18 protein-coding genes are annotated in these 18,098 nt (G+C 72.8%); 12 read left to right on the forward strand and 6 right to left on the reverse strand.

Going from position 1 to position 18,098, the window contains the following annotated elements:
• Position 1: 1 nt before the first annotated feature.
• On the forward strand, positions 2 to 988 hold the full coding sequence (locus ACLZOT_RS03815; protein ID WP_416967250.1) for a DUF3068 domain-containing protein: 987 nt from the start codon (positions 2 to 4) through the stop codon (positions 986 to 988).
• Here the strand turns inward: ACLZOT_RS03815 and hrpB are convergent.
• Both hrpB and ACLZOT_RS03825 read right to left on the reverse strand, forming a co-directional pair.
• Complete coding sequence (gene hrpB / locus ACLZOT_RS03820) at positions 978 to 3,554, reverse strand: ATP-dependent helicase HrpB (RefSeq protein ID WP_416967251.1); 2,577 nt, start codon at positions 3,552 to 3,554, stop codon at positions 978 to 980. The two genes, ACLZOT_RS03815 and hrpB, sit on opposite strands and share 11 nt — an antisense overlap.
• Positions 3,555 to 3,621: 67 nt before the next feature.
• Entirely contained in the window at positions 3,622 to 4,431 is an 810-nt protein-coding gene (locus ACLZOT_RS03825) for a class I SAM-dependent methyltransferase (protein ID WP_416967252.1), read from the reverse strand.
• Positions 4,432 to 4,836: 405 nt separating this feature from the next.
• Here ACLZOT_RS03825 and rpsA point away from each other — a divergent pair, with 405 nt between their 5' ends.
• From rpsA to ACLZOT_RS03845, 4 genes are all read left to right on the forward strand, one after another.
• Positions 4,837 to 6,333 carry a 30S ribosomal protein S1 gene (gene rpsA / locus ACLZOT_RS03830; RefSeq protein ID WP_020137547.1) on the forward strand — a complete coding sequence of 499 codons (1,497 nt, stop codon included), beginning with the start codon at positions 4,837 to 4,839 and terminating at the stop codon, positions 6,331 to 6,333.
• A gap of 162 nt (positions 6,334 to 6,495) precedes the next feature.
• Positions 6,496 to 7,434 (forward strand): PAC2 family protein, encoded by a 939-nt coding sequence (locus ACLZOT_RS03835; protein ID WP_416967253.1) that lies wholly within the window; start codon positions 6,496 to 6,498, stop codon positions 7,432 to 7,434.
• Positions 7,435 to 7,510: 76 nt separating this feature from the next.
• On the forward strand, positions 7,511 to 8,119 hold the full coding sequence (gene coaE / locus ACLZOT_RS03840; RefSeq protein ID WP_416967254.1) for a dephospho-CoA kinase: 609 nt from the start codon (positions 7,511 to 7,513) through the stop codon (positions 8,117 to 8,119).
• Positions 8,120 to 8,215: 96 nt separating this feature from the next.
• Positions 8,216 to 8,596, forward strand: coding sequence for a tetratricopeptide repeat protein (locus ACLZOT_RS03845; RefSeq protein WP_416967255.1), 381 nt, complete (start codon positions 8,216 to 8,218; stop codon positions 8,594 to 8,596).
• A gap of 3 nt (positions 8,597 to 8,599) precedes the next feature.
• Here ACLZOT_RS03845 and ACLZOT_RS03850 read toward each other — a convergent pair whose 3' ends face one another.
• Complete coding sequence (locus ACLZOT_RS03850) at positions 8,600 to 8,869, reverse strand: DUF6343 family protein (protein ID WP_416967256.1); 270 nt, start codon at positions 8,867 to 8,869, stop codon at positions 8,600 to 8,602.
• Between the two features lie 99 nt (positions 8,870 to 8,968).
• Here ACLZOT_RS03850 and ACLZOT_RS03855 point away from each other — a divergent pair, with 99 nt between their 5' ends.
• The 4 genes from ACLZOT_RS03855 to pip all read left to right on the forward strand — a co-directional run bounded on the left by ACLZOT_RS03855 (position 8,969) and on the right by pip (position 11,717).
• Positions 8,969 to 9,889: an acyltransferase domain-containing protein gene (locus tag ACLZOT_RS03855; protein WP_416967257.1), complete on the forward strand. Its 921-nt coding sequence runs from the start codon at positions 8,969 to 8,971 to the stop codon at positions 9,887 to 9,889.
• A 41-nt stretch (positions 9,890 to 9,930) separates the two neighbouring features.
• Positions 9,931 to 10,065 (forward strand): hypothetical protein, encoded by a 135-nt coding sequence (locus ACLZOT_RS03860; protein WP_416967258.1) that lies wholly within the window; start codon positions 9,931 to 9,933, stop codon positions 10,063 to 10,065.
• An 81-nt stretch (positions 10,066 to 10,146) separates the two neighbouring features.
• Complete coding sequence (locus ACLZOT_RS03865; protein ID WP_416967429.1) at positions 10,147 to 10,728, forward strand: uracil-DNA glycosylase family protein; 582 nt, start codon at positions 10,147 to 10,149, stop codon at positions 10,726 to 10,728.
• Positions 10,729 to 10,766: 38 nt separating this feature from the next.
• Positions 10,767 to 11,717: a prolyl aminopeptidase gene (pip, locus tag ACLZOT_RS03870; protein WP_416967259.1), complete on the forward strand. Its 951-nt coding sequence runs from the start codon at positions 10,767 to 10,769 to the stop codon at positions 11,715 to 11,717.
• Positions 11,718 to 11,759: 42 nt separating this feature from the next.
• Here the strand turns inward: pip and ACLZOT_RS03875 are convergent, their stop codons facing one another.
• Complete coding sequence (locus ACLZOT_RS03875; protein ID WP_416967260.1) at positions 11,760 to 12,479, reverse strand: GntR family transcriptional regulator; 720 nt, start codon at positions 12,477 to 12,479, stop codon at positions 11,760 to 11,762.
• Positions 12,480 to 12,626: 147 nt separating this feature from the next.
• Between ACLZOT_RS03875 and ACLZOT_RS03880 the strand changes: the two genes are divergently transcribed.
• Together ACLZOT_RS03880 and ACLZOT_RS03885 are read left to right on the forward strand one after the other, a co-directional pair.
• Complete coding sequence (locus ACLZOT_RS03880; protein ID WP_416967261.1) at positions 12,627 to 14,069, forward strand: NCS1 family nucleobase:cation symporter-1; 1,443 nt, start codon at positions 12,627 to 12,629, stop codon at positions 14,067 to 14,069.
• Between the two features lie 5 nt (positions 14,070 to 14,074).
• Positions 14,075 to 14,791 carry an aspartate/glutamate racemase family protein gene (locus ACLZOT_RS03885; protein ID WP_416967262.1) on the forward strand — a complete coding sequence of 239 codons (717 nt, stop codon included), beginning with the start codon at positions 14,075 to 14,077 and terminating at the stop codon, positions 14,789 to 14,791.
• 62 nt (positions 14,792 to 14,853) lie between these two features.
• On the opposite strand, the gene ACLZOT_RS03890 is transcribed toward ACLZOT_RS03885, so the two are convergent.
• Both ACLZOT_RS03890 and ACLZOT_RS03895 read right to left on the reverse strand, forming a co-directional pair.
• Complete coding sequence (locus ACLZOT_RS03890; RefSeq protein WP_416967263.1) at positions 14,854 to 15,255, reverse strand: RidA family protein; 402 nt, start codon at positions 15,253 to 15,255, stop codon at positions 14,854 to 14,856.
• Positions 15,256 to 15,342: 87 nt separating this feature from the next.
• Positions 15,343 to 15,993 (reverse strand): hypothetical protein, encoded by a 651-nt coding sequence (locus ACLZOT_RS03895; RefSeq protein ID WP_416967264.1) that lies wholly within the window; start codon positions 15,991 to 15,993, stop codon positions 15,343 to 15,345.
• Between the two features lie 37 nt (positions 15,994 to 16,030).
• Here ACLZOT_RS03895 and ACLZOT_RS03900 point away from each other — a divergent pair, with 37 nt between their 5' ends.
• Positions 16,031 to 18,031, forward strand: a complete 2,001-nt coding sequence (locus ACLZOT_RS03900; protein ID WP_416967265.1) for a TIR domain-containing protein — start codon at positions 16,031 to 16,033, stop codon at positions 18,029 to 18,031.
• Positions 18,032 to 18,098: the final 67 nt, after the last annotated feature.

Below are 18,098 nucleotides of genomic sequence, written 5' to 3' on the forward strand. Positions count from 1 at the left end.
GATGCGCCGCAGAGCCGCCCTGATCCTGCTCGCCCTCGCCGTGTTCTCCGCGTCCCTCGCCCCCCTCCTGCGCTGGTACGCCTTCCCCCGGCTCGCCAAGATCCCCGCGAACACCTACCAGGCGACCGTCCTGGAGGCGAGGAACGCGACCCTCCTCGACTACGGCACCCTGCGCGCGCGTACGGTCCCCAAGGTCACCATCGTCCAGACCCTCAAGGGCAACGTCGAGGAGTCCGAGCGGATCGAGAAGACCGTCGGCAAGGACGTCGTCGTCTGGGACGGCCTCTCCTACGTCGTCGGGCCCGACGGCAAGATGGTCTCCAAGGTCCCCGAGCGCTACATCTTCGACGCGCACACGCAGGCGCCCGTCCACGCCGACGGGGAGATGGTCGACGGCGACCCCGTCACCCGCACGGGCATCGAGTTCAAATGGCCCTTCCTCGTGGAGAAACGGGACTACGAGTACTTCGACGCGCAGACCCGCACCTCGGCGCCGATCCACTACAAGGGCACCCGCACCTTCCGCGGGCTGACCGTCTACTACTTCGAGCAGACCGTCCCCTGGACGCAGGTCCCGATGCCCAGGACGATGCCCGTCGCCGGGATCACCCCCGAGACCATCGCCTCCACCGGTACGACCCGCTGGTACACCACCGTCCGCAAGTTCTGGGTCGAACCGCTCACCGGGGCACCCGTCAACGGCGAGGAGGTCCACCAGGAGGAACTGCGCGGGGGCACGCTGCTCGGGGGGCGCGAAAAGGTCACCGCGTTCGCCGGGGAGGTCAAGATGCGCGAGGACTACATCGAGCACGCCGTCGACCTCGTGAAGAGCAACCGGACGCTCGTGCTGCTCATGACGTCGTACCTGCCGTGGGGGTTCGCGGGCCTGGGCCTGCTCCTGCTGGCGCTCGCGCTGCTCCTGGAGGCCAGGGGACGCAGGCCGGCCACCCCGCGCGCGGAGCCGCTCCCCGAACCGGTCAGCGTCTGAGGCGCGCGTTCGTGTGCCGGGTCGGTTCGGCCGTCGTCGGGTCCTCGGGCCACGGGTGCTTCGGGTACCGGCCGCGCAGCTCCGCGCGCACGCCCCGGTAGCCGTCCCTCCAGAACGACGCGAGATCCGCCGTCACGGCCACCGGCCGCCCCGCCGGGGACAGCAGATGCACCACCACCGGCACCCCGGCCACCTCCGGCGACTCCTGGAGCCCGAACATCTCCTGCAACTTCACGGCCAGCACGGGCCGTTCGGGGTCCCCGTAGTCGACCCGGACACTCGACCCGCTGGGTACGACGATCCGCTCCGGCGCCAGCCGGTCCAGCTTCCCGGCCTCACCGGAAGCCCACGGCAGCAGCCGCCCCAGCGCCGCCCCGGCGTCGATCCGCGCGAGATCCCTCCGCTGCCGGGCCCTGCCCAACTCCGGCTCCAGCCACTCGTCCACGCGCGCGTACAGCGCCTCGTCGGAGACGTCCGGCCAGGGTTCCCCGACCCGCGCCCGCAAGAACGCGAGCCGCTGCCGCAGCCCCGCCCCCGCGTCGGACCACCGCAACACCCCGAGCCCTTCCAGCCGCAGCCCCTCCAGCAGGGCTTCCCGTACGAGTCCGGCATCGGCGTCCCTGAGAGGCCGCACCGCCAACTCCACGGCCCCCAGCCGCTCCACACGCCGCGCGACGACGTCCCCGTCGGCCCACCGCACCTCCTCCCGCTCGTCGAGAAGCGCGCCCGCGGCCCACCGCGCGGTGTCCTCGTCGACGACCGCCGCGAGCTGCACGCGCGCGTGCCCCTTCCCGACGGGGCGGTCGGCCACGGCGATCGAGAGCCAGGGGGACGACCGCAGGGGCGAGCCGTCGCGGAGTTCCGCGCGCGTGCCGGACAGCATCAGATAGGAGCCGCCGTCGAGCTTGGCGAGGCGCTCGGGGAAGGCCAGGGCGGTGATCAGGGCGAGGGCGGGGGCGTCGCCGGAGGCGGTGGCTGGAGTGGGGCTCGGGGCGGCCGGGGCGGGGGAGACCCCGGGTGCCGCAGCCGTAGACGTTCCTGATGCCGGTGTCGCCGTCGCCCCCGCGGCGACCCCGCGCAGGCGCCGTACCTCCGTCCGCCAGCGCGCGCTGTACGCGTCGCCCCCGCGCCGGGCTGCTCGCAGCGCGGCGGCGAGGTCGTCGCCGTACTCCCGGGGGGCCTCCTCGCTCAGCAGGGCGACCGCCTCGGCAGCGCGGTCCGGGCCGAGGGCGTGGGTGCCGTCCAGGAGGGCCCGGCCGAGGCGGGGGTGCAGGCCGAGGCGGGCGAGCCGGACGCCTCGCTCGGTGGCCCGGCCGGTGGCGTCGACCGCGCCGATCGCCGTCAGCAGGTCGCGGGCCGCCGCCATCGCCCCGCCCGGCGGCGGGTCGAGCAGGGCCAGCGAGGAGGCCCCTGGATCGCCCCAGCAGGCCGCCTGGAGGGCGAACGCGGAGAGGTCGGCCACCTTGATCTCGGGGGCGGGAAAACGCGGGAGACGGGCGTTCTCGGCCTCCGCCCAGCAGCGGTAGACCGTGCCGGGCGCCTCACGGCCCGCACGGCCGGCCCGCTGCCGTGCCGACGCCCGGGACGCCCGCACCGTCGCCAGCGCGCTCAGCCCGCGCGCGTGGTCGACGCGCGGCTCCCGCGCCAGCCCCGCGTCCACGACCACCCGCACCCCGGGCACCGTCAGCGACGACTCCGCGACGGCCGTCGCCAGCACCACCCTGCGCCGCGCACCGGGGGAGAGCACCGCGTCCTGCACGGCGGCGGGCGCGCGCCCGTGCACCTGGAGCACCTCGACATCCCCGACGTCCCCGCCCAACTGCCCGGCCACCCGCGCGATCTCGCCCACCCCGGGCAGGAAGCACAGCACGTCCCCGTCCCGCTCGACGAGCGCCCGCCGCACCACCGACGCGACGTGCGCGAGCAGCGCCGGATCGACCCACGTGCCGTGCGGCGGCCGCACCCCGCGCGCGGGCGGCACCCACACGCTCTCCACCGGGTACGACACCCCCCGCGCCTCGACCACGGGCGCCCCGCCCAGCAGCGCGGCCCACCCCTGCGCGTCGGTCGTCGCGGACGCCGCCACGAGCCGCAGCTCCGGCCGCAGGGTCTCCCGGACGTCCCACAGGAACGCGGCGGCGGTGTCCGCGTCCAGATGCCGTTCGTGGCACTCGTCCAGCACGACGACGTCCACCCCGGCCAACTCCTGGTCCCGCTGGAGCCGTTGCAGCAGCACGCCGGTCGTGACGACCTCCACGCGCGTACGCCGCCCGACGACCCGCTCCCCGCGCACGGTGTACCCGACCGTCCCCCCGGCCTCCTCCCCGAGCAGCCACGCCATCCGCCGCGCGGCCGCCCGTGCGGCGATCCGCCTGGGCTCGGCGACGACCACCTTGCGCGCGGGCCCCTCCCCGAGCGCTCCCGCCAGCGCCAACGGCACGAGGGTCGTCTTCCCGGTCCCGGGCGGCGCCACGAGAACAGCCGTCCCGCGCGCGTCCAGAGCGTCACCGAGGGCGGGCAGAGCACTGCGGACGGGCAGGGCGCCGAGAGCGTCGTAGCGGATCACGCGACCCAGTGTCGTACGACGGGTGACGACCGCCTGCGCGCGCTTAGGTGCCCGCAGGCGGTTCCCGTCAGTCGCGTTCGCAGGTGAAGATCGCCGTTCCCGGGATCAAGTTGCCCCGCAGCGGCGACCAGCCGCCCCACTCCGACGTGTTCCAGGACGGCCACTGCGGCTCCGTGAGGGCGGTCAGGCGGAAGCCGGCGGTGACGATGTCGTGGACGCGGTCGCCGAGGGTGCGGTGGTGTTCTACGTAGACCGCCTGGCCCGCGTCGTCCTGCTCGACGTAGGGGGTCCGGTCGAAGTAGGAGGCGGAGACGGTGAGGCCCTCGGGGCCGGGCTCGTCGGGGAAGGCCCAGCGGACGGGATGGGTGACGGAGAAGACGAACCGGCCGCCGGGGCGCAGCACGCGGCGTACCTCGCGCAGGACCTGCACCGGCTCGGCGACGAACGGCAGCGCGCCGTACGCGGAGCAGGCGAGGTCGAAGGAGCCGTCCGCGAAGGGCAGGACGCCCGCGTCGGCGCACACCAGGGGGATGCCGCCGCCGATCCGCAGGGAGTGCTGGAGCTGCCGGTGGGAGATGTCGAGGGCGACGGGCCGGGCCCCCTGCGCGGCGAGCCAGCGCGAGCACTGCGCCGCGCCCGCGCCGATCTCCAGGACGGACAGGCCCGCCAGCTTCTCGGCGGGGCCCAGGAGTTCGGCCTCGACCTCGTCGAGCCCCTCGGGGCCCCACACGAAGCGGTCGTCGCCGAGGAACGTGCCGTGCTCGATCTGGTACTCGTCCGCGTTGCGGTCCCACCAGCCCCGGTTCGCGCGGGCGCTCTCCGTGACGCCGGCCGCACGCCGGGTGGCCTCGGAATCGGGTTCTGGGTCGTGGTCCACGGCGGACACCGTTGGCTCTTGGATGACGGGCTCCCTCGTCGTACTCTTCCGTCACCCGTTTTCGAGGCCGGGCGCTCGTACAGGTGTCACGGAAGGGGTCTCTCGGGCCTGCGTTGGCCTCCAGAGACGCTTCTTGTGCCGGGTATGCGGCGATCCGCCCCGGGTGTGCGCCTTCGCGCATTGACCCCGTCCGGCTGCCCCCGTATGCTACAAGTTGCGCTGCGGGCCTGCGCACCTCAGACGTAGCAGGTCGCGCTCGCATCTGTTGTAGTCCCCTCGGTTTTCGAGGCGCCACCGGATCTCCGGTGTGCCGCTTCCTTGGCTGTCCGGCTTCTTCAGAGCGATACGGGCTCCCGGCGTAGCAGTACCTACGACCTTCTGTCCGTAACCGGAGCCCTTTCCCACATGACGAGCAGCACCGAGACCACCGCCACCACCCCGCAGGTTGCGGTCAACGACATCGGTAACGAGGAAGCCTTCCTCGCCGCGATCGACGAGACGATCAAGTACTTCAACGACGGCGACATCGTCGACGGCGTCATCGTGAAGGTCGACCGGGACGAGGTCCTGCTCGACATCGGTTACAAGACCGAAGGCGTCATCCCGAGCCGCGAGCTCTCCATCAAGCACGACGTCGACCCCAACGAGGTCGTCGCCGTCGGTGACGAGATCGAGGCCCTGGTTCTCCAGAAGGAGGACAAGGAAGGCCGTCTGATCCTGTCCAAGAAGCGCGCGCAGTACGAGCGCGCCTGGGGCACGATCGAGAAGATCAAGGAAGAAGACGGCATCGTCACCGGTACCGTCATCGAGGTCGTCAAGGGTGGTCTCATCCTCGACATCGGCCTCCGCGGCTTCCTCCCGGCCTCCCTCGTCGAGATGCGTCGTGTCCGCGACCTCCAGCCCTACGTGGGCAAGGAGCTCGAGGCGAAGATCATCGAGCTGGACAAGAACCGCAACAACGTGGTCCTGTCCCGCCGTGCCTGGCTGGAGCAGACCCAGTCCGAGGTCCGCCAGACGTTCCTCACGACCCTCCAGAAGGGTCAGGTCCGCTCCGGTGTGGTCTCCTCGATCGTCAACTTCGGTGCCTTCGTGGACCTGGGTGGCGTCGACGGTCTGGTCCACGTCTCCGAGCTGTCCTGGAAGCACATCGACCACCCCTCCGAGGTCGTCGAGGTCGGCCAGGAGGTCACGGTCGAGGTCCTCGACGTCGACATGGACCGCGAGCGCGTCTCCCTGTCGCTGAAGGCGACCCAGGAAGACCCGTGGCAGCAGTTCGCGCGCACGCACCAGATCGGTCAGGTCGTGCCCGGCAAGGTCACGAAGCTGGTTCCGTTCGGTGCGTTCGTCCGCGTGGACGAGGGCATCGAGGGCCTGGTCCACATCTCCGAGCTGGCCGAGCGCCACGTGGAGATCCCGGAGCAGGTCGTCCAGGTCAACGACGAGATCTTCGTCAAGGTCATCGACATCGACCTGGAGCGTCGCCGGATCTCGCTGTCCCTCAAGCAGGCCAACGAGTCCTTCGGCGCCGACCCGGCCTCGGTCGAGTTCGACCCGACCCTGTACGGCATGGCCGCGTCCTACGACGACCAGGGCAACTACATCTACCCCGAGGGCTTCGACCCCGAGACCAACGACTGGCTCGAGGGCTTCGAGTCGCAGCGTGAGGTCTGGGAGAACCAGTACGCCGAGGCGCAGTCCCGCTTCGAGCAGCACCAGCAGCAGGTCATCAAGAGCCGCGAGGCCGACGCCGCTGCCGCTGCCGAGGGCGGCGACGCCGCGGGTGCGGCTCCGGCCGCGGGCGGTGGCTCGTACTCCTCCGAGGGCGCGGACACCTCTGGTGCCCTCGCTTCCGACGAGGCGCTGGCCGCCCTGCGCGAGAAGCTGGCCGGCGGCCAGAGCTGACGCTCACCGCACGACCGGCGCTCACTGAGCGGTAGTTGTTGACTGAGGGGCCGTACCTTCCGAGGTGCGGCCCCTCAGTCTTTTCGCGTATTCGCCTGATTACGGGAATGCCCGTGGCCGTCTGATCGTTGTGCTGTACGAACACGAGGAGGAGCGGTCCAAGTGCTTGATCCGCAGGGTTTGTACGCATGGGAGCCGAAGGGGCTGGCGGTCGTCGACATGGCGCTGGCCCAGGAGTCGGCCGGACTTGTCATGCTCTACCACTTCGACGGATACATCGACGCCGGCGAGACCGGCGACCAGATCGTGGAGGGCCTGCTCGACACGCTGCCCAACCAGGTCGTGGCCCGCTTCGACCACGACCGGCTCGTCGACTACCGCGCCCGGCGCCCGCTGCTCACGTTCAAGCGCGACCGCTGGCAGGACTACGAGGAGCCGTCGATCGACGTCCGCCTCGTCCAGGACGCCACGGGCGCACCGTTCCTGCTGCTGTCCGGCCCCGAGCCGGACGTCGAGTGGGAGCGGTTCGCCGCGGCCGTCAAGCAGATCGTGGAGCGGCTCGGCGTACGCCTGTCGGTGACGTTCCACGGCATCCCCATGGGCGTCCCGCACACCCGCCCCGTCGGCCTCACCCCGCACGGCAACCGCACGGACCTGGTCCCCGGCCACCGCAGCCCCTTCGACGAGGCGCAGGTCCCCGGCAGCGCCGAGGCGCTCGTCGAGTACCGCCTCATGGAGGCCGGGCACGACGTCCTGGGCGTCGCCGCGCACGTCCCGCACTACATCGCCCGCTCCGCCTACCCGGACGCCTCCCTCACGGTCCTGGAGGCCATCACGGCCGCCACCGGCCTCGTCCTGCCCTCCCTCGCGCACACCCTGCGCACGGAGGCGCACCGCACCCAGACCGAGATCGACCGCCAGATCCGCGAGGGCGACGAGGAACTCACCTCCCTCGTCGAGGGCCTTGAGCACCAGTACGACGCCGTCGCGGGCGCGGAGACCCGCGGCAACATGCTCGCGGAGCCGGCGGACATCCCCTCGGCGGACGAGATCGGCCGGGAGTTCGAGAAGTTCCTCGCGGAGCGGGAGGGGGAGGGCTGAGGCCGCCCACGACAGTCGTGACGGCGGTTGTGACCGCCCGCCCCCCGATGTCAGTGGCGGGTTCTAAGCTTTCCCCATGCTGACAGTGGGGCTGACCGGCGGCATCGGGGCCGGCAAGAGCGAGGTGTCGCGGCTGCTCGTGGCGGCAGGGGCCGTGCTGGTCGACGCGGACCGGATCGCCCGGGAGGTGGTCGCGCCGGGGACGGCCGGGCTCGCGGCGGTCGTCGAGGCGTTCGGGCCGGGCGTGCTCGGGGCGGACGGCGCGCTGGACCGGCCCGGGCTCGGCGCGATCGTGTTCGCCGACCCCGAGAAGCTGGCCCTGCTCAACTCGATCGTCCACCCCCTGGTCGGCGCCCGCTCCCGCGAGCTGGAGGCGGCGGCCCCGGCGGACGCGGTCGTGGTCCACGACGTCCCCCTCCTCGCCGAGAACGGCCTGGCCTCGCGCTACGACCTGGTGATCGTCGTGGACGTCGCCCCCGAGACCCAGCTCGACCGCCTCGTGCGGCTGCGCGGCATGACCGAGGACGACGCCCGCGCGAGGATGGCCGCCCAGGCCACCCGGGACAAGCGCCGGTCGATCGCGGACATCGTGATCGACAACGACGTACCGCTGGCGGAGCTGGAGCGCCGGGTGCGCGAGGTGTGGGACGGGCTCGTGCGCCGGGCCCGGGGGGAGGGCGTCTGAGACGCGGGGGTGTACGCGGCCGGGCGCGACGGCGTCGTAGGAATAGCGGCCCCCGTGCGGGGCGTTGAACGCGGTCAGTGAGGGAAGGACTGTTCCGTGCCCGAAATCAGCGGTTCGACCGGACGTTCTCCGGAGACGCATGTCATCGACTTCCGCGCCGCCGAGCAACTGCTTGCCGCGCGGGACCCGCGGGGTGCGGTGAAGCTGCTCGACGGGGTCATCGCCGCGCACCCCGAGAACACCGCCGCCCGTCTGCTGCGTGCGCGTGCCTTCTTCGCGGCGGCGCAACTGCGCCCGGCGGAGCTGGAGTTCACGATCGTCCTGGAGCGTGAGCCGGACAACGCGTTCGCGCACTTCGCGCTGGCCCGGACGTACGAGCGCCAGGGCCGCGACGACCAGGCCAAACGGCACTTCCGGCTGGCCGCGGCCCTCGACCCGAACCCGGAGTACCTGCGGGCGGCGCGGTTCGACGCGTAGGCGTCAGGGCCGGCGCCCCTGCTCCGGCGGCCGGTAGGGCGGGACGTCGCGGCCCGGCTGCCAGTGCGGGCCCTGCCGGATGTGGCGCAGGATCAGCGTCAGATCGACCATGATCACCAGCCAGAGCGCCCCGCAGGCGGCGGCCCAGCCGGGCCGGCCCGCGAGGGCGAACGCGGCCGTGCCGAAGACGGCCCAGGCCAGGCCCCACAAGCTCAGCCACAGTCGCATCCGCAGCGCACTGCGCGCGGTCGTCGGCTCACTGCCCGTACGCATCGGGATCACCACTCCTTCCTGAAACGTACTCTTCGGTGGAGACGTTCTCCAGAGGTGCCGGTCCTTCCGGAGCCACAGGGAGCTACAGGGGGTGCAGTCGTGGAACTCAAGGACGGTCTGTCCGTGCTCGCCGACGCCGACGCGCTGGTCGACGCGCTGCTCGATCTCGGGGTGTCGCACCAGGACATCGAGGAGCCGGTGCGGCTGAGCCGGCAGCTCCTCGACGACCCCGCGAGCAGGGCCGCCCTGGAGCGGGGTGTGGCCGGACTCGTGCGGGACATGGGGGCGGTGACCGGCGGGCTCGACCTGCCCCGCTATCCGGGCGCGTCCCACGCGGTCGCCCGGTGGTTCCCGCTGTACGTCTTCGTCGTCGCGCTGCCCTTCGTGCGCGCCTACCACCGCGAGCGGGGGATCCCCGCCGAGACCGGCCGCCGCACCCTCGCCGACATCGGGCGCGGGGTCGCCGTCCACCGGCGCTGGCACGGCACCGGCGGGATCATGACCGCGCGCTGGCTCTCCCTCCATCTGCGGGGCGAGCTGTACCAGTTGGGGCGGTTGCAGTTCCAGCGGGGCATCGTCCCCGAAGTGCTCGGCGAGTCCGTCGCCGCCGCCGGGCTCCGGGCCGGGGACCCGGCGCTCGGACTGCACATCCCCGACTTCATGGGCCCACTCAGCCCCGAGTCCTGCGACCGCTCCCTCGCGCTCGCGCGGGAGTTCTTCGCGGCGCACTTCCCCGAGGAGACGTACCGGGTCGCCACCTGCGGATCCTGGCTGCTCGACCCGCAGCTGAAGCGGTACCTGCCCGCCGGGTCCAACATCGTCCGCTTCCAGGAGCGGTTCCACGTGCACCGCCTGGAGGAGGAGAACGACCTGACGCCGGTCCGCTTCGTGTTCGGGTCCACACAGCTGGAACTGTCGGAGCTGCCTCGGCGGACCACCGTGGAGAAGGCGGTGCTGGAGCACCTGGAGGGGGGCGGGCACTGGTACGGCGGGGAGGGGTGGTTCCCGCTGGAGGGTTGAGCGCGGGGTGCCAGCGGAAGGGCGCGGGCTACCACACGGACGTGCCCCGGGAGCGGGTCGATCCCAGCGGGTTCAGCGTCGGCGTCCGGTCGTCGACGCCCGTCGGGGAGGGCGTCGACTCGGTCCACGTGCAGTACACGTTCCCGGACGCGGGCTGCGGGTGGACGAGGTGCTGACCGAGGACGGGATGTGGGTCGGAGGGGCGAGAGGCGGCGACTCGACCCGCTGGTGAGCCGCGATCCGCCGCCGCGTCCCGCCTGGCCGTCCTGGACGCCGGGATCGCCGGCTGCCGGGCCTGCCCCCGCCTGGTGGAGTGGCGGGAAGGGGTCGCCCGCACCAAGCGCGCCGCCTTCGCCGACTGGACGTACTGGGGCCGGCCGGTCCCCGGATTCGGCGCTGAGGACGCGAAGCTGCTGATCATCGGCCTCGCCTCGCAGCCGGAGTCCGTGGCCGTGGACGACGGACTGGAGCTGTACGGCGTCCGGATCACCGCGCCCGTGCACTGCGCACCCCCGGAGAACAAGCCGACCCCGGCTGAGCGGGACGCGTGCCGGCCCTGGCTCGTGGAGGAGCTGACGGCGCTGCGGCCCGGCCTTCGGGCGATCGTCGTGCTGGGGGCGTTCGGCTGGCAGGCGACGTGGCCCGCGCCGGCCCGGGCCGGGTGGGAGGTGCCGAGACCCCGGCCGGCGTTCGGGCACGGCGTACGCGTGGGGCTGGACGGCGTGGAGGTGTTCGGCTGCTTCCACGTCAGCCGGCGCAACACGTTCACCGGCAGGCTCACGCCGGAGATGCTGAGGGGGGTGCTGCGAACAGCGGCGCGGGCGGCGGGCCTGAAATGAGGTGAGGGCGAGGAGGCCGGGGACATAGCGTGCGGGGAATGGGACTGTATCCGGAGACCGAGCCGTACGACCACGGCATGCTCGACGTGGGGGACGGCAACCACGTGTACTGGGAGACCTGCGGAAACCCGCGGGGCAAACCGGCGCTGGTGCTGCACGGCGGGCCGGGGAGCGGCTGCGGCCCGTACTTCCGGCGGCTGTTCGACCCCGCGCGCTACCGCGTCGTCCTGCTGGACCAGCGCGGCTGCGGACGCTCCACCCCGCACGCCGCCGAGCCGGGCACCGACATGAGCGTCAACACGACCGGCCACCTGATGGCCGACCTGGAGCTGCTGCGCCGGGAGCTGGGCGTCGACCGGTGGCTGGTGTGGGGCGTGTCGTGGGGGTCGGTGCTGGGGCTGCGGTACGCGCAGACGTACCCCGGCGTCGTGTCGGAACTCGTGCTGACGGGTGTGGCGACCGGCTCCGACGCGGAGGTGGACCTCCTCACCCGCGGCCTCGGCCAGGTCTTCCCGGACGCGTTCGCGCGGTTCCTCGCGGGCCTGCCGGAGGACGACCGGGACGGCAACCTCGCCGCCGCCTACAACCGGCTCCTGGAGTCCCCCGACCCCGGGGTCCGCGAGCGGGCCGCCCGCGCCTGGACCGACTGGGAGACGGCGATGGCCTCGCAGCCTCCGCGCTCGGTCGAGCGCTACGAGGACCCGGTGTTCCGCAGGGGCTTCGCCCGCACGGTCACCCACTACTTCGGCAACGACCACTTCATGGAGACGGACGCCGTGCTGCGCGACGCCCACCTCCTCGCCGGGATCCCCGGCAGCCTCGTGCAGGGCAGCGTCGACCTCGGCAACCTCACGGGCGTCGTCTGGCGGCTCCATCACGCCTGGCCCGGCAGCGAGTTGACGGTCGTCGACGAGGTGGGCCACTCGATCGGCCCGGAGTCGATGACGGACGCGCTGGTGGCGGCGACGGACAAGTACGCGGACCGCTGAACGCCGGTTTACAGCGAGGGCGTTGGGGGAGGGCCGCGCCCCCTACGCCTCCCGCACCGCCTCCTGCGCCCCTTCGTCCCCGAACAACCGCCGTACCGTCGACCGGTAGTTGGTCTGGACGTGCGTCAGCGCATGGAGCCGCGCCCGCTCGGGGTCGCCGGACGCGATGGCTGCGTACAGATCCTGGTGCTCGGTCAGCAGCTGGGCCCAGTCCTCGTTCTGCCGGGTCAGCCAGCGCAGGCGGCCGTCGACGGGCTCCATCACGGAGCTGAGGAGGCTGTTGCCGGCCATCGTGAGCACGCGGTCGTGGAAGCGCGTGTTGATGTCGGTGACGGCCTCCGCGTCGGCCGCCTCCGTCGCCCTCGCCGCCTCTTCGAGGAGCCTCCGCAGCTCCCCGAGCGCCTCCGGGGTCGCGCGCGCCGCCGCGAGCCCGGCCGCGTACACCTCCAACGCCTCGCGCAGCTCGAAGAGTTCCCGTACGTCGTCGGGGGTGAGACCGCGTACGGCGGCGCGGCGGGCGGACGCGAAGTGGACGAAGCCCTCGGCGACCAGCGCGCGCACGGCCTCGCGGACGGGGACGCGGGAGACGCCGAACCGGTCGGCCAGCTCGCGTTCCACGAGCCGGTCCCCGGGGGCCAGGCGCCCGGCGATGATGTCCTGCCGCAGCGTCGCGAGGACGCGTTCCCGGACCGCGCCGAGGGGTTCGCCGTTCGCGGTGTCCCGCGTCGGGGCCTTCGTCGCGGTCTTCGTCGTGGAGCCCATGCAGCCATTTTCTCCGACGCGGAGAGGTCTTTTACCTAGCTGTAACTGTGGAGACATCGACACGGGTGCCCGACAGCGCGACCATGTCCGCACTTTGGTATACCAAAACCCGCTCAGCGTCCCCGAGTTCTCCCCTCTGGAGCCCCTTTGTCCCTCGCCGACAGCGTCGAAGCGCCCGCGTTCACCCCCGACCCCCGGCTCGTCAACGAAGACCTCGCGCCCGCGAAGAAGCGCAACTGGAAGGTCTTCGACCTCTTCGCGATGTGGATGTCCGACGTCCACAACCTCGGCAACTACACGTTCGCCGCGGGCCTGCTGGTCCTCGGCATGAACGTCTGGCAGGTCTTCACCGCCCTCCTCGTCGGCTTCGTGCTGATCTACGTCGGCATGAACTGGATGGGGAAGATCGGCCAGCGCCACGGCGTGCCGTTCCCCGTCGTCAGCCGGATCAGCTTCGGCGTCTGGGGCGCCAACATCCCCGCGCTGATCAGGGCCGTCATCGCGATCATGTGGTACGGCATCCAGACCTACCTGGCCTCCGTCGCCGTCAACGTCATGCTGCTCGCCGCCTGGCCCGGACTCGACTCCTGGACCAAGCACTCCTTCCTCGGCCTCGACGCGCTCGGCTGGGTGTCGTTCATCGCCCTGTGGCTCGTCCAGGCGCTGATCATCCGGCAGGGCATGGAGGCCGTCCGCAAGTTCCAGGACTTCTGCGGACCCGCGATCTGGCTCGTGATGATCGCGCTCGCCGTGTGGATCCTCGCCAAGGCCGGCTGGTCGATCTCCCTCACCACCACCCCGCACCCCGTCTCCGTCGGCGAGCAGTGGCGCCAGTGGTTCGGCGCGATCGGCCTGATCCTCGCGACCTACGGCACGCTGATGCTGAACTTCTGCGACTTCTCCCGCTTCGCCCCCGACTTCAGGACCGTGCGCCGCGGCAACTTCTGGGGCCTGCCGATCAACTCGACCGCCTTCGTCGTCGTCTCCGTGATCGTCACCGCCGGCTCCCTGGAGGTCTACGGCCAGGCCATCACCGACCCCGCCGAACTCGTCGCCAAGGTCGGCAACACCTGGGTCCTGATCGTCGGCGCGCTGACCTTCGCCATCGCCACCATGGGCGTCAACATCGTCGCCAACTTCGTCTCCCCGGCGTACGACCTCGCCAACGTCTGGCCGCAGAAGATCACGTTCAAGGTCGGCGGCATGATCAGCACCGTCGCCGCGCTGCTCGTCACGCCGTGGAACCTCTTCTCCAACCCGACCGTCGTCAACTACTTCCTCGGCGGCCTCGGCGCGTTCCTCGGACCGCTGTTCGGCGTGATCATGGTCGACTACTACTGGGTCAAGCGCGGGCGCGTGAACGTCGACGAACTCTTCGACGCGACCCCCGGCTCCCGGTACTACTACCGCCACGGCGTCAACCCCAAGGCCCTGTGGGCGTTCCTGCCCTCCGCCGGTGTCGCCGCGGTCCTCGCGCTCGTCAAGACGTTCAGCGACGTCGCGCCCTACTCCTGGTTCATCGGCACGGCCCTCGCCGCCGGCCTCTACCTGGTGATCTGTCGCAGCGAGCGCGCGGAGCAGGAGGTCTGACGGACGTGCGGATCGTCGTCACCAACTGCAACACCACGCAGGAGATGACCGCCGAGATCGTACGGGGTGCCCGCGCCGCAGCCGCGCCGGGCACCCTCGTCACGGGTCTCACCCCCGCGTGGGGGCCCGCGTCGGCGGAGGGCTGGCTCGACAGCTACCTCTCCGCGGCGGCCGTCATCGACACGCTGCGTACGTACGACGGGCCCGCGTACGACGCCGTCGTCATGGCCGGGTTCGGGGAGCACGGGCGGGAAGGGGTGCGGGAACTGGTCGACGTACCCGTCGTCGACATCACGGAGGCGGCGGCGCACCTGGCGTGCCTCCTCGGGCGCCGGTACGGGGTCGTCACGACGCTGGAGCGGACGTGCGGGCAGATCGAGGACAGCCTTGAGCTGGCGGGAGTGGCCCGCAACTGCGCCGCCGTCGTCTCGACGGGGCTCGGCGTCCTCGAACTCACCGACCCCGCGCGCACGGAGGCGGCGTTCGTCGGCGCCGCCGAGCAGGCCCTCTCCGCCGGGGCGGAGGTGCTGGTCCTCGGGTGCGCGGGGATGACCGGCCTCCAGCAGGTCGTCGCCGAGAAGCTGGGAGTGCCGGTGGTGGACGGGGTCGGGGCGGCCGTGAAGCTCGCCGAGTCCCTGGTGTCGCTGGGGCTGAACACGAGCCGGGCGGGGAGCTTCGAGAGGCCGCTGGACAAGAGGAGGATGTGGGGGAGGGGCGGGTAGGGGGGGTGTGGTGCTTGTACGGAGGCGGCTTGCGTCCGGCCGTGCGCGCCCCCCGTACGCCCCTACTCCGGTACTACCGCCGTCGCCGTGATCTCCACCAGCTGGCCCGGGTAGCCGAGGCAGGCGACGCCGAGGAGGGTCGAGGAGTGGGGGCCGGTGCTGAGGCCGGACGCCTCGATCACGGTCCACACCGTCGCCAGGACGGCCGGGTCGGCGCTGACGACGTACACGTCCGTGACCGCGACGTGCGCCAAGTCGCTGCCGATCGCCGCGAGTTGTTCCTCCAGGTTGGCGATCGCCCGCTCGGCCTGCCGTACCGGGTCGCCCGGCCCCACGAGCCTGCCGTCCGCGTCGAGCGGCACCGAACCGGCGAGGAACGCGAGTCTCGTGCCGGCCTCGACGACCGAGGCGTGGGAGTAGGTGGGCGGGCGGAAGAGGGCCGGGGACGTGACGCGGCGGATCATGGGAACTCCTCGGTGACGGACGACCGCCGATCATTCCGCCCGGCGCGCGCGGGCGCACCCGAGTTTCGGCCCGGCCGGATCAGGGCATCACGCGGCCCGCAGGGCCGTCTCACGACTCCGGGCCGTCAGGGTCCGCTCGAACCTGCGGGGGGGGGTGCCCCTGTCGGCCCCCAGCCCCGGCGAGCGGGGCGCCGGGAGGTCGATGAGGTCGCTGACGCCGGCGACCTGCTGGAGCGTGCGGGCCAGCGACGACAGGGTGCGGCGGACCTCCGTGAGCTGGGCGCGCAGCTGCGGTGCGTGGTCCCAGGCGCGCTCCCACGCGACCGGGTCCCGGCCCTCGGGCCGCCCGGACTCGTACGCGGCCAGGCGGGGGTGCCAGGACGCCAGGAAGGGCCGCAGGACGCGGTTGAGGACGGTCACCGCGAGGACGCCGAAGCTGACATGGCCGGGCGCCAGCGGCGGGGCCACGTCGGGGCCGTAGCGGCGCAGGATCTCGCGGGTCGTGCCGAAGAACGTGTACAGCGAGGTCAGCGCCTCGCGCAGGAACCCCTCGTCGGGGTGCAGGTCCTCCACCGAGACCCGCGTCACCAGCTCCAGGTACAGCTCCCACGCCGCGCTGCGCTCCGCGTCGGCCGGCTGCCAGGTGCCGGAGATCTCGCCCACGAACGGTATCGACAGTGTCGCCGTGATCTGCGACGGTCCGCCCGGTCCCCGTCGCCTGCGCTGCCTGTGTCCCATGATCGCCTCCCCGGTGCCCACAGTAGGGTAAGGCGCCGTGTGGGACGTCTTCCTCAGCTACAGCCGCGCGGACGCGGAATCGGTCCGTCCCCTCGCGCGGGCGCTGCGCGAGGCGGGCCTGCGGGTGTTCACCGACGAGACGGGCGTGGCCCCCTTCGCGGGCATCAGCGAAACGATCCGCCGCGAACTCGCCCGCTCCAAGGCGCTGCTGGCCTACTACTCCGCCGGCTATCCCGCGCGTGAGGCATGCCAGTGGGAGCTGACCTGCGCCTATCTCGCGGGCCTCGCCGAGGGCGACCCCCGCCGCCGCGTCATGGTCGTCAACCCGGAGCCGGCCGCCGCCCACATCCACCCCGTCGAACTGCGCGACGCCCGCCACGCGGACCCGGCGGACCCCGCCGGGCTCGTCGCCGACGTCCTGGCGCACCTCGCCCGCCTCGACGGCCCCCTGCCGCTCCCGGAGACCGCCGCGGGAGGCGCCGGGTTCCTCGGCCGGCTGCCGGAACTGTGGCGCGTCCACTCCGCCCTGCACGCCCACTCCGCGCCCCTCACCGCCGGCCGGGCCGGGGCACGTGCCGTCCAGATCCGGGGCATGGCCGGCATCGGCAAGACCGCGCTCGCGCGCGAGTACGCGCTGCGCTTCGAGGCGGCCTACCCGGGCGGCGTCCACTGGCTGGACGGCCACTCGTACGACGCCCCCGCCCCGGCCCCGGACCGCCCCTTCCTCCGGATCGTCGACGACGTCCCGACGGAGCGCCTCACCGCCCGCGAGATCGCCGCCCTGACCACTGCCCACCCCCTGGGACACACCCTCTTCACCCTCCGCAGCCACGCCTACGACGGACTGGGCACCGCCCTCGACCTGGGACCGCTCGACGCGCACCACGCGCGCGTGCTGCTCGGCGACGGCGACGGTGACACTGACGGCACCGACGCCCTCGCGGAAGCCGTCGACGGGCACCCCCTCGCCCTCACGCTCCTCGGCCGGGCCGTCCGCGCGGGACACAGCCCGCGCGCCCTGTACGACCTGCTGCACGCGCGCGGGAGATCGCTCCTGGACACGCTGGCCGAACAGGACGTCACGGCGGGCGTCGTCGCGGACGTGACCGGCGAGGAGGCCGCCGACGTCCTGCGGTGCGCCGCCGCCCTGCACCCGCTGCCGGTCACCGTGCAGGACGCGGCCGGGGTGCTGGCCGACGTCGACCGGGTGCCGCGGGCGGTCGCCCGGCGGCGGGCCGTCCAGGGGATCGCCGAGTTGTCCGCACGGAGTCTGCTGGAGCCCGGGGACGCCGTGGGCGGCTCGGGGGGCGTGGACGGCTCTCCGGGGGCTCCAGGCGGGTCTCTGGGCGCCGCGGGCTCACCAGGGGGCGCGGACGGTTCCCCGAGGGCTTCGGGCGGGCCTGCGGGGGCTTCGGGCGGCTCTGCGGGGGCCTGGCGGCTGCACCCCGTCACGCTGCACGCCTGGCACCACCACGACCCCGCTCCGGCCCGTACGGAGGCCCTGAGGCACGCCGCCCTGCGCACGCTGTGCGGGCACCGGGGCCCGGCTACCCTGGGCCTTCCCGGCAGCCGGAGGGAGGGCCCCGTGGCAGCACCCAGCGAGTCCGAGCGGATGGCCGCGTTCGACATCCAGGTCGAACTGGTCACCCGCATCGGCGTCCAGGAACTCGCCCCCGGGCAGGGGAGCCTGCGGGAGGCCCTGGCCTCGCTCAAGTCGGTCATCGACTTCACGCGCGCGACGCTCCACACGTACAGCATCGGCCTCGCGCCGGGCGCGGGCGCACCGACCGTGCAGAGCCTCGCGTACAGCCTGGTCAACGAGGTGATCCGGCCCTTCACCACCGCCTGGCACCCGCGCCTGACCGCGTACGAGGCGACCCGGTCCCCGGAGGTCAGCCCGCTCGACCACGAGGCCGGCTGGCCCGAGGGCGAGGCGATGCGCGCCGAACTGGCCGCGCTGCGAGGGCCGTTGCAGGGGATCGTGGAGGGGCTCGGGGGGATCTCCGGGGCGGGGTTCGGGCTGACGGCGGCGGGCTGAAGCGGTCGGCGCCGGGGGCTGGATCCGGTGCTGTGTGCGGGGCGGATCCGGTGGTGCGCGCGGTGAG

The sequence above is a fragment of the Streptomyces sp. 4F14 genome (genome assembly GCF_048159485.1).
GTDB lineage: Bacteria > Actinomycetota > Actinomycetes > Streptomycetales > Streptomycetaceae > Streptomyces.

Bases quoted from the DNA above. Each gene is read 5' to 3' on its own strand.
- ACLZOT_RS03815 (WP_416967250.1), top strand. From the start codon at position 2: ATGCGCCGCAGAGCCGCCCTGATCCTGCTCGCCCTCGCCGTGTTCTCC.
- rpsA (WP_020137547.1), top strand. From the start codon at position 4,837: ATGACGAGCAGCACCGAGACCACCGCCACCACCCCGCAGGTTGCGGTC.
- coaE (WP_416967254.1), top strand. From the start codon at position 7,511: ATGCTGACAGTGGGGCTGACCGGCGGCATCGGGGCCGGCAAGAGCGAG.
- ACLZOT_RS03850 (WP_416967256.1), bottom strand. From the start codon at position 8,869: ATGCGTACGGGCAGTGAGCCGACGACCGCGCGCAGTGCGCTGCGGATG.
- pip (WP_416967259.1), top strand. From the start codon at position 10,767: ATGGGACTGTATCCGGAGACCGAGCCGTACGACCACGGCATGCTCGAC.
- ACLZOT_RS03875 (WP_416967260.1), bottom strand. From the start codon at position 12,479: ATGGGCTCCACGACGAAGACCGCGACGAAGGCCCCGACGCGGGACACC.
- ACLZOT_RS03890 (WP_416967263.1), bottom strand. From the start codon at position 15,255: ATGATCCGCCGCGTCACGTCCCCGGCCCTCTTCCGCCCGCCCACCTAC.
- ACLZOT_RS03895 (WP_416967264.1), bottom strand. From the start codon at position 15,993: ATGGGACACAGGCAGCGCAGGCGACGGGGACCGGGCGGACCGTCGCAG.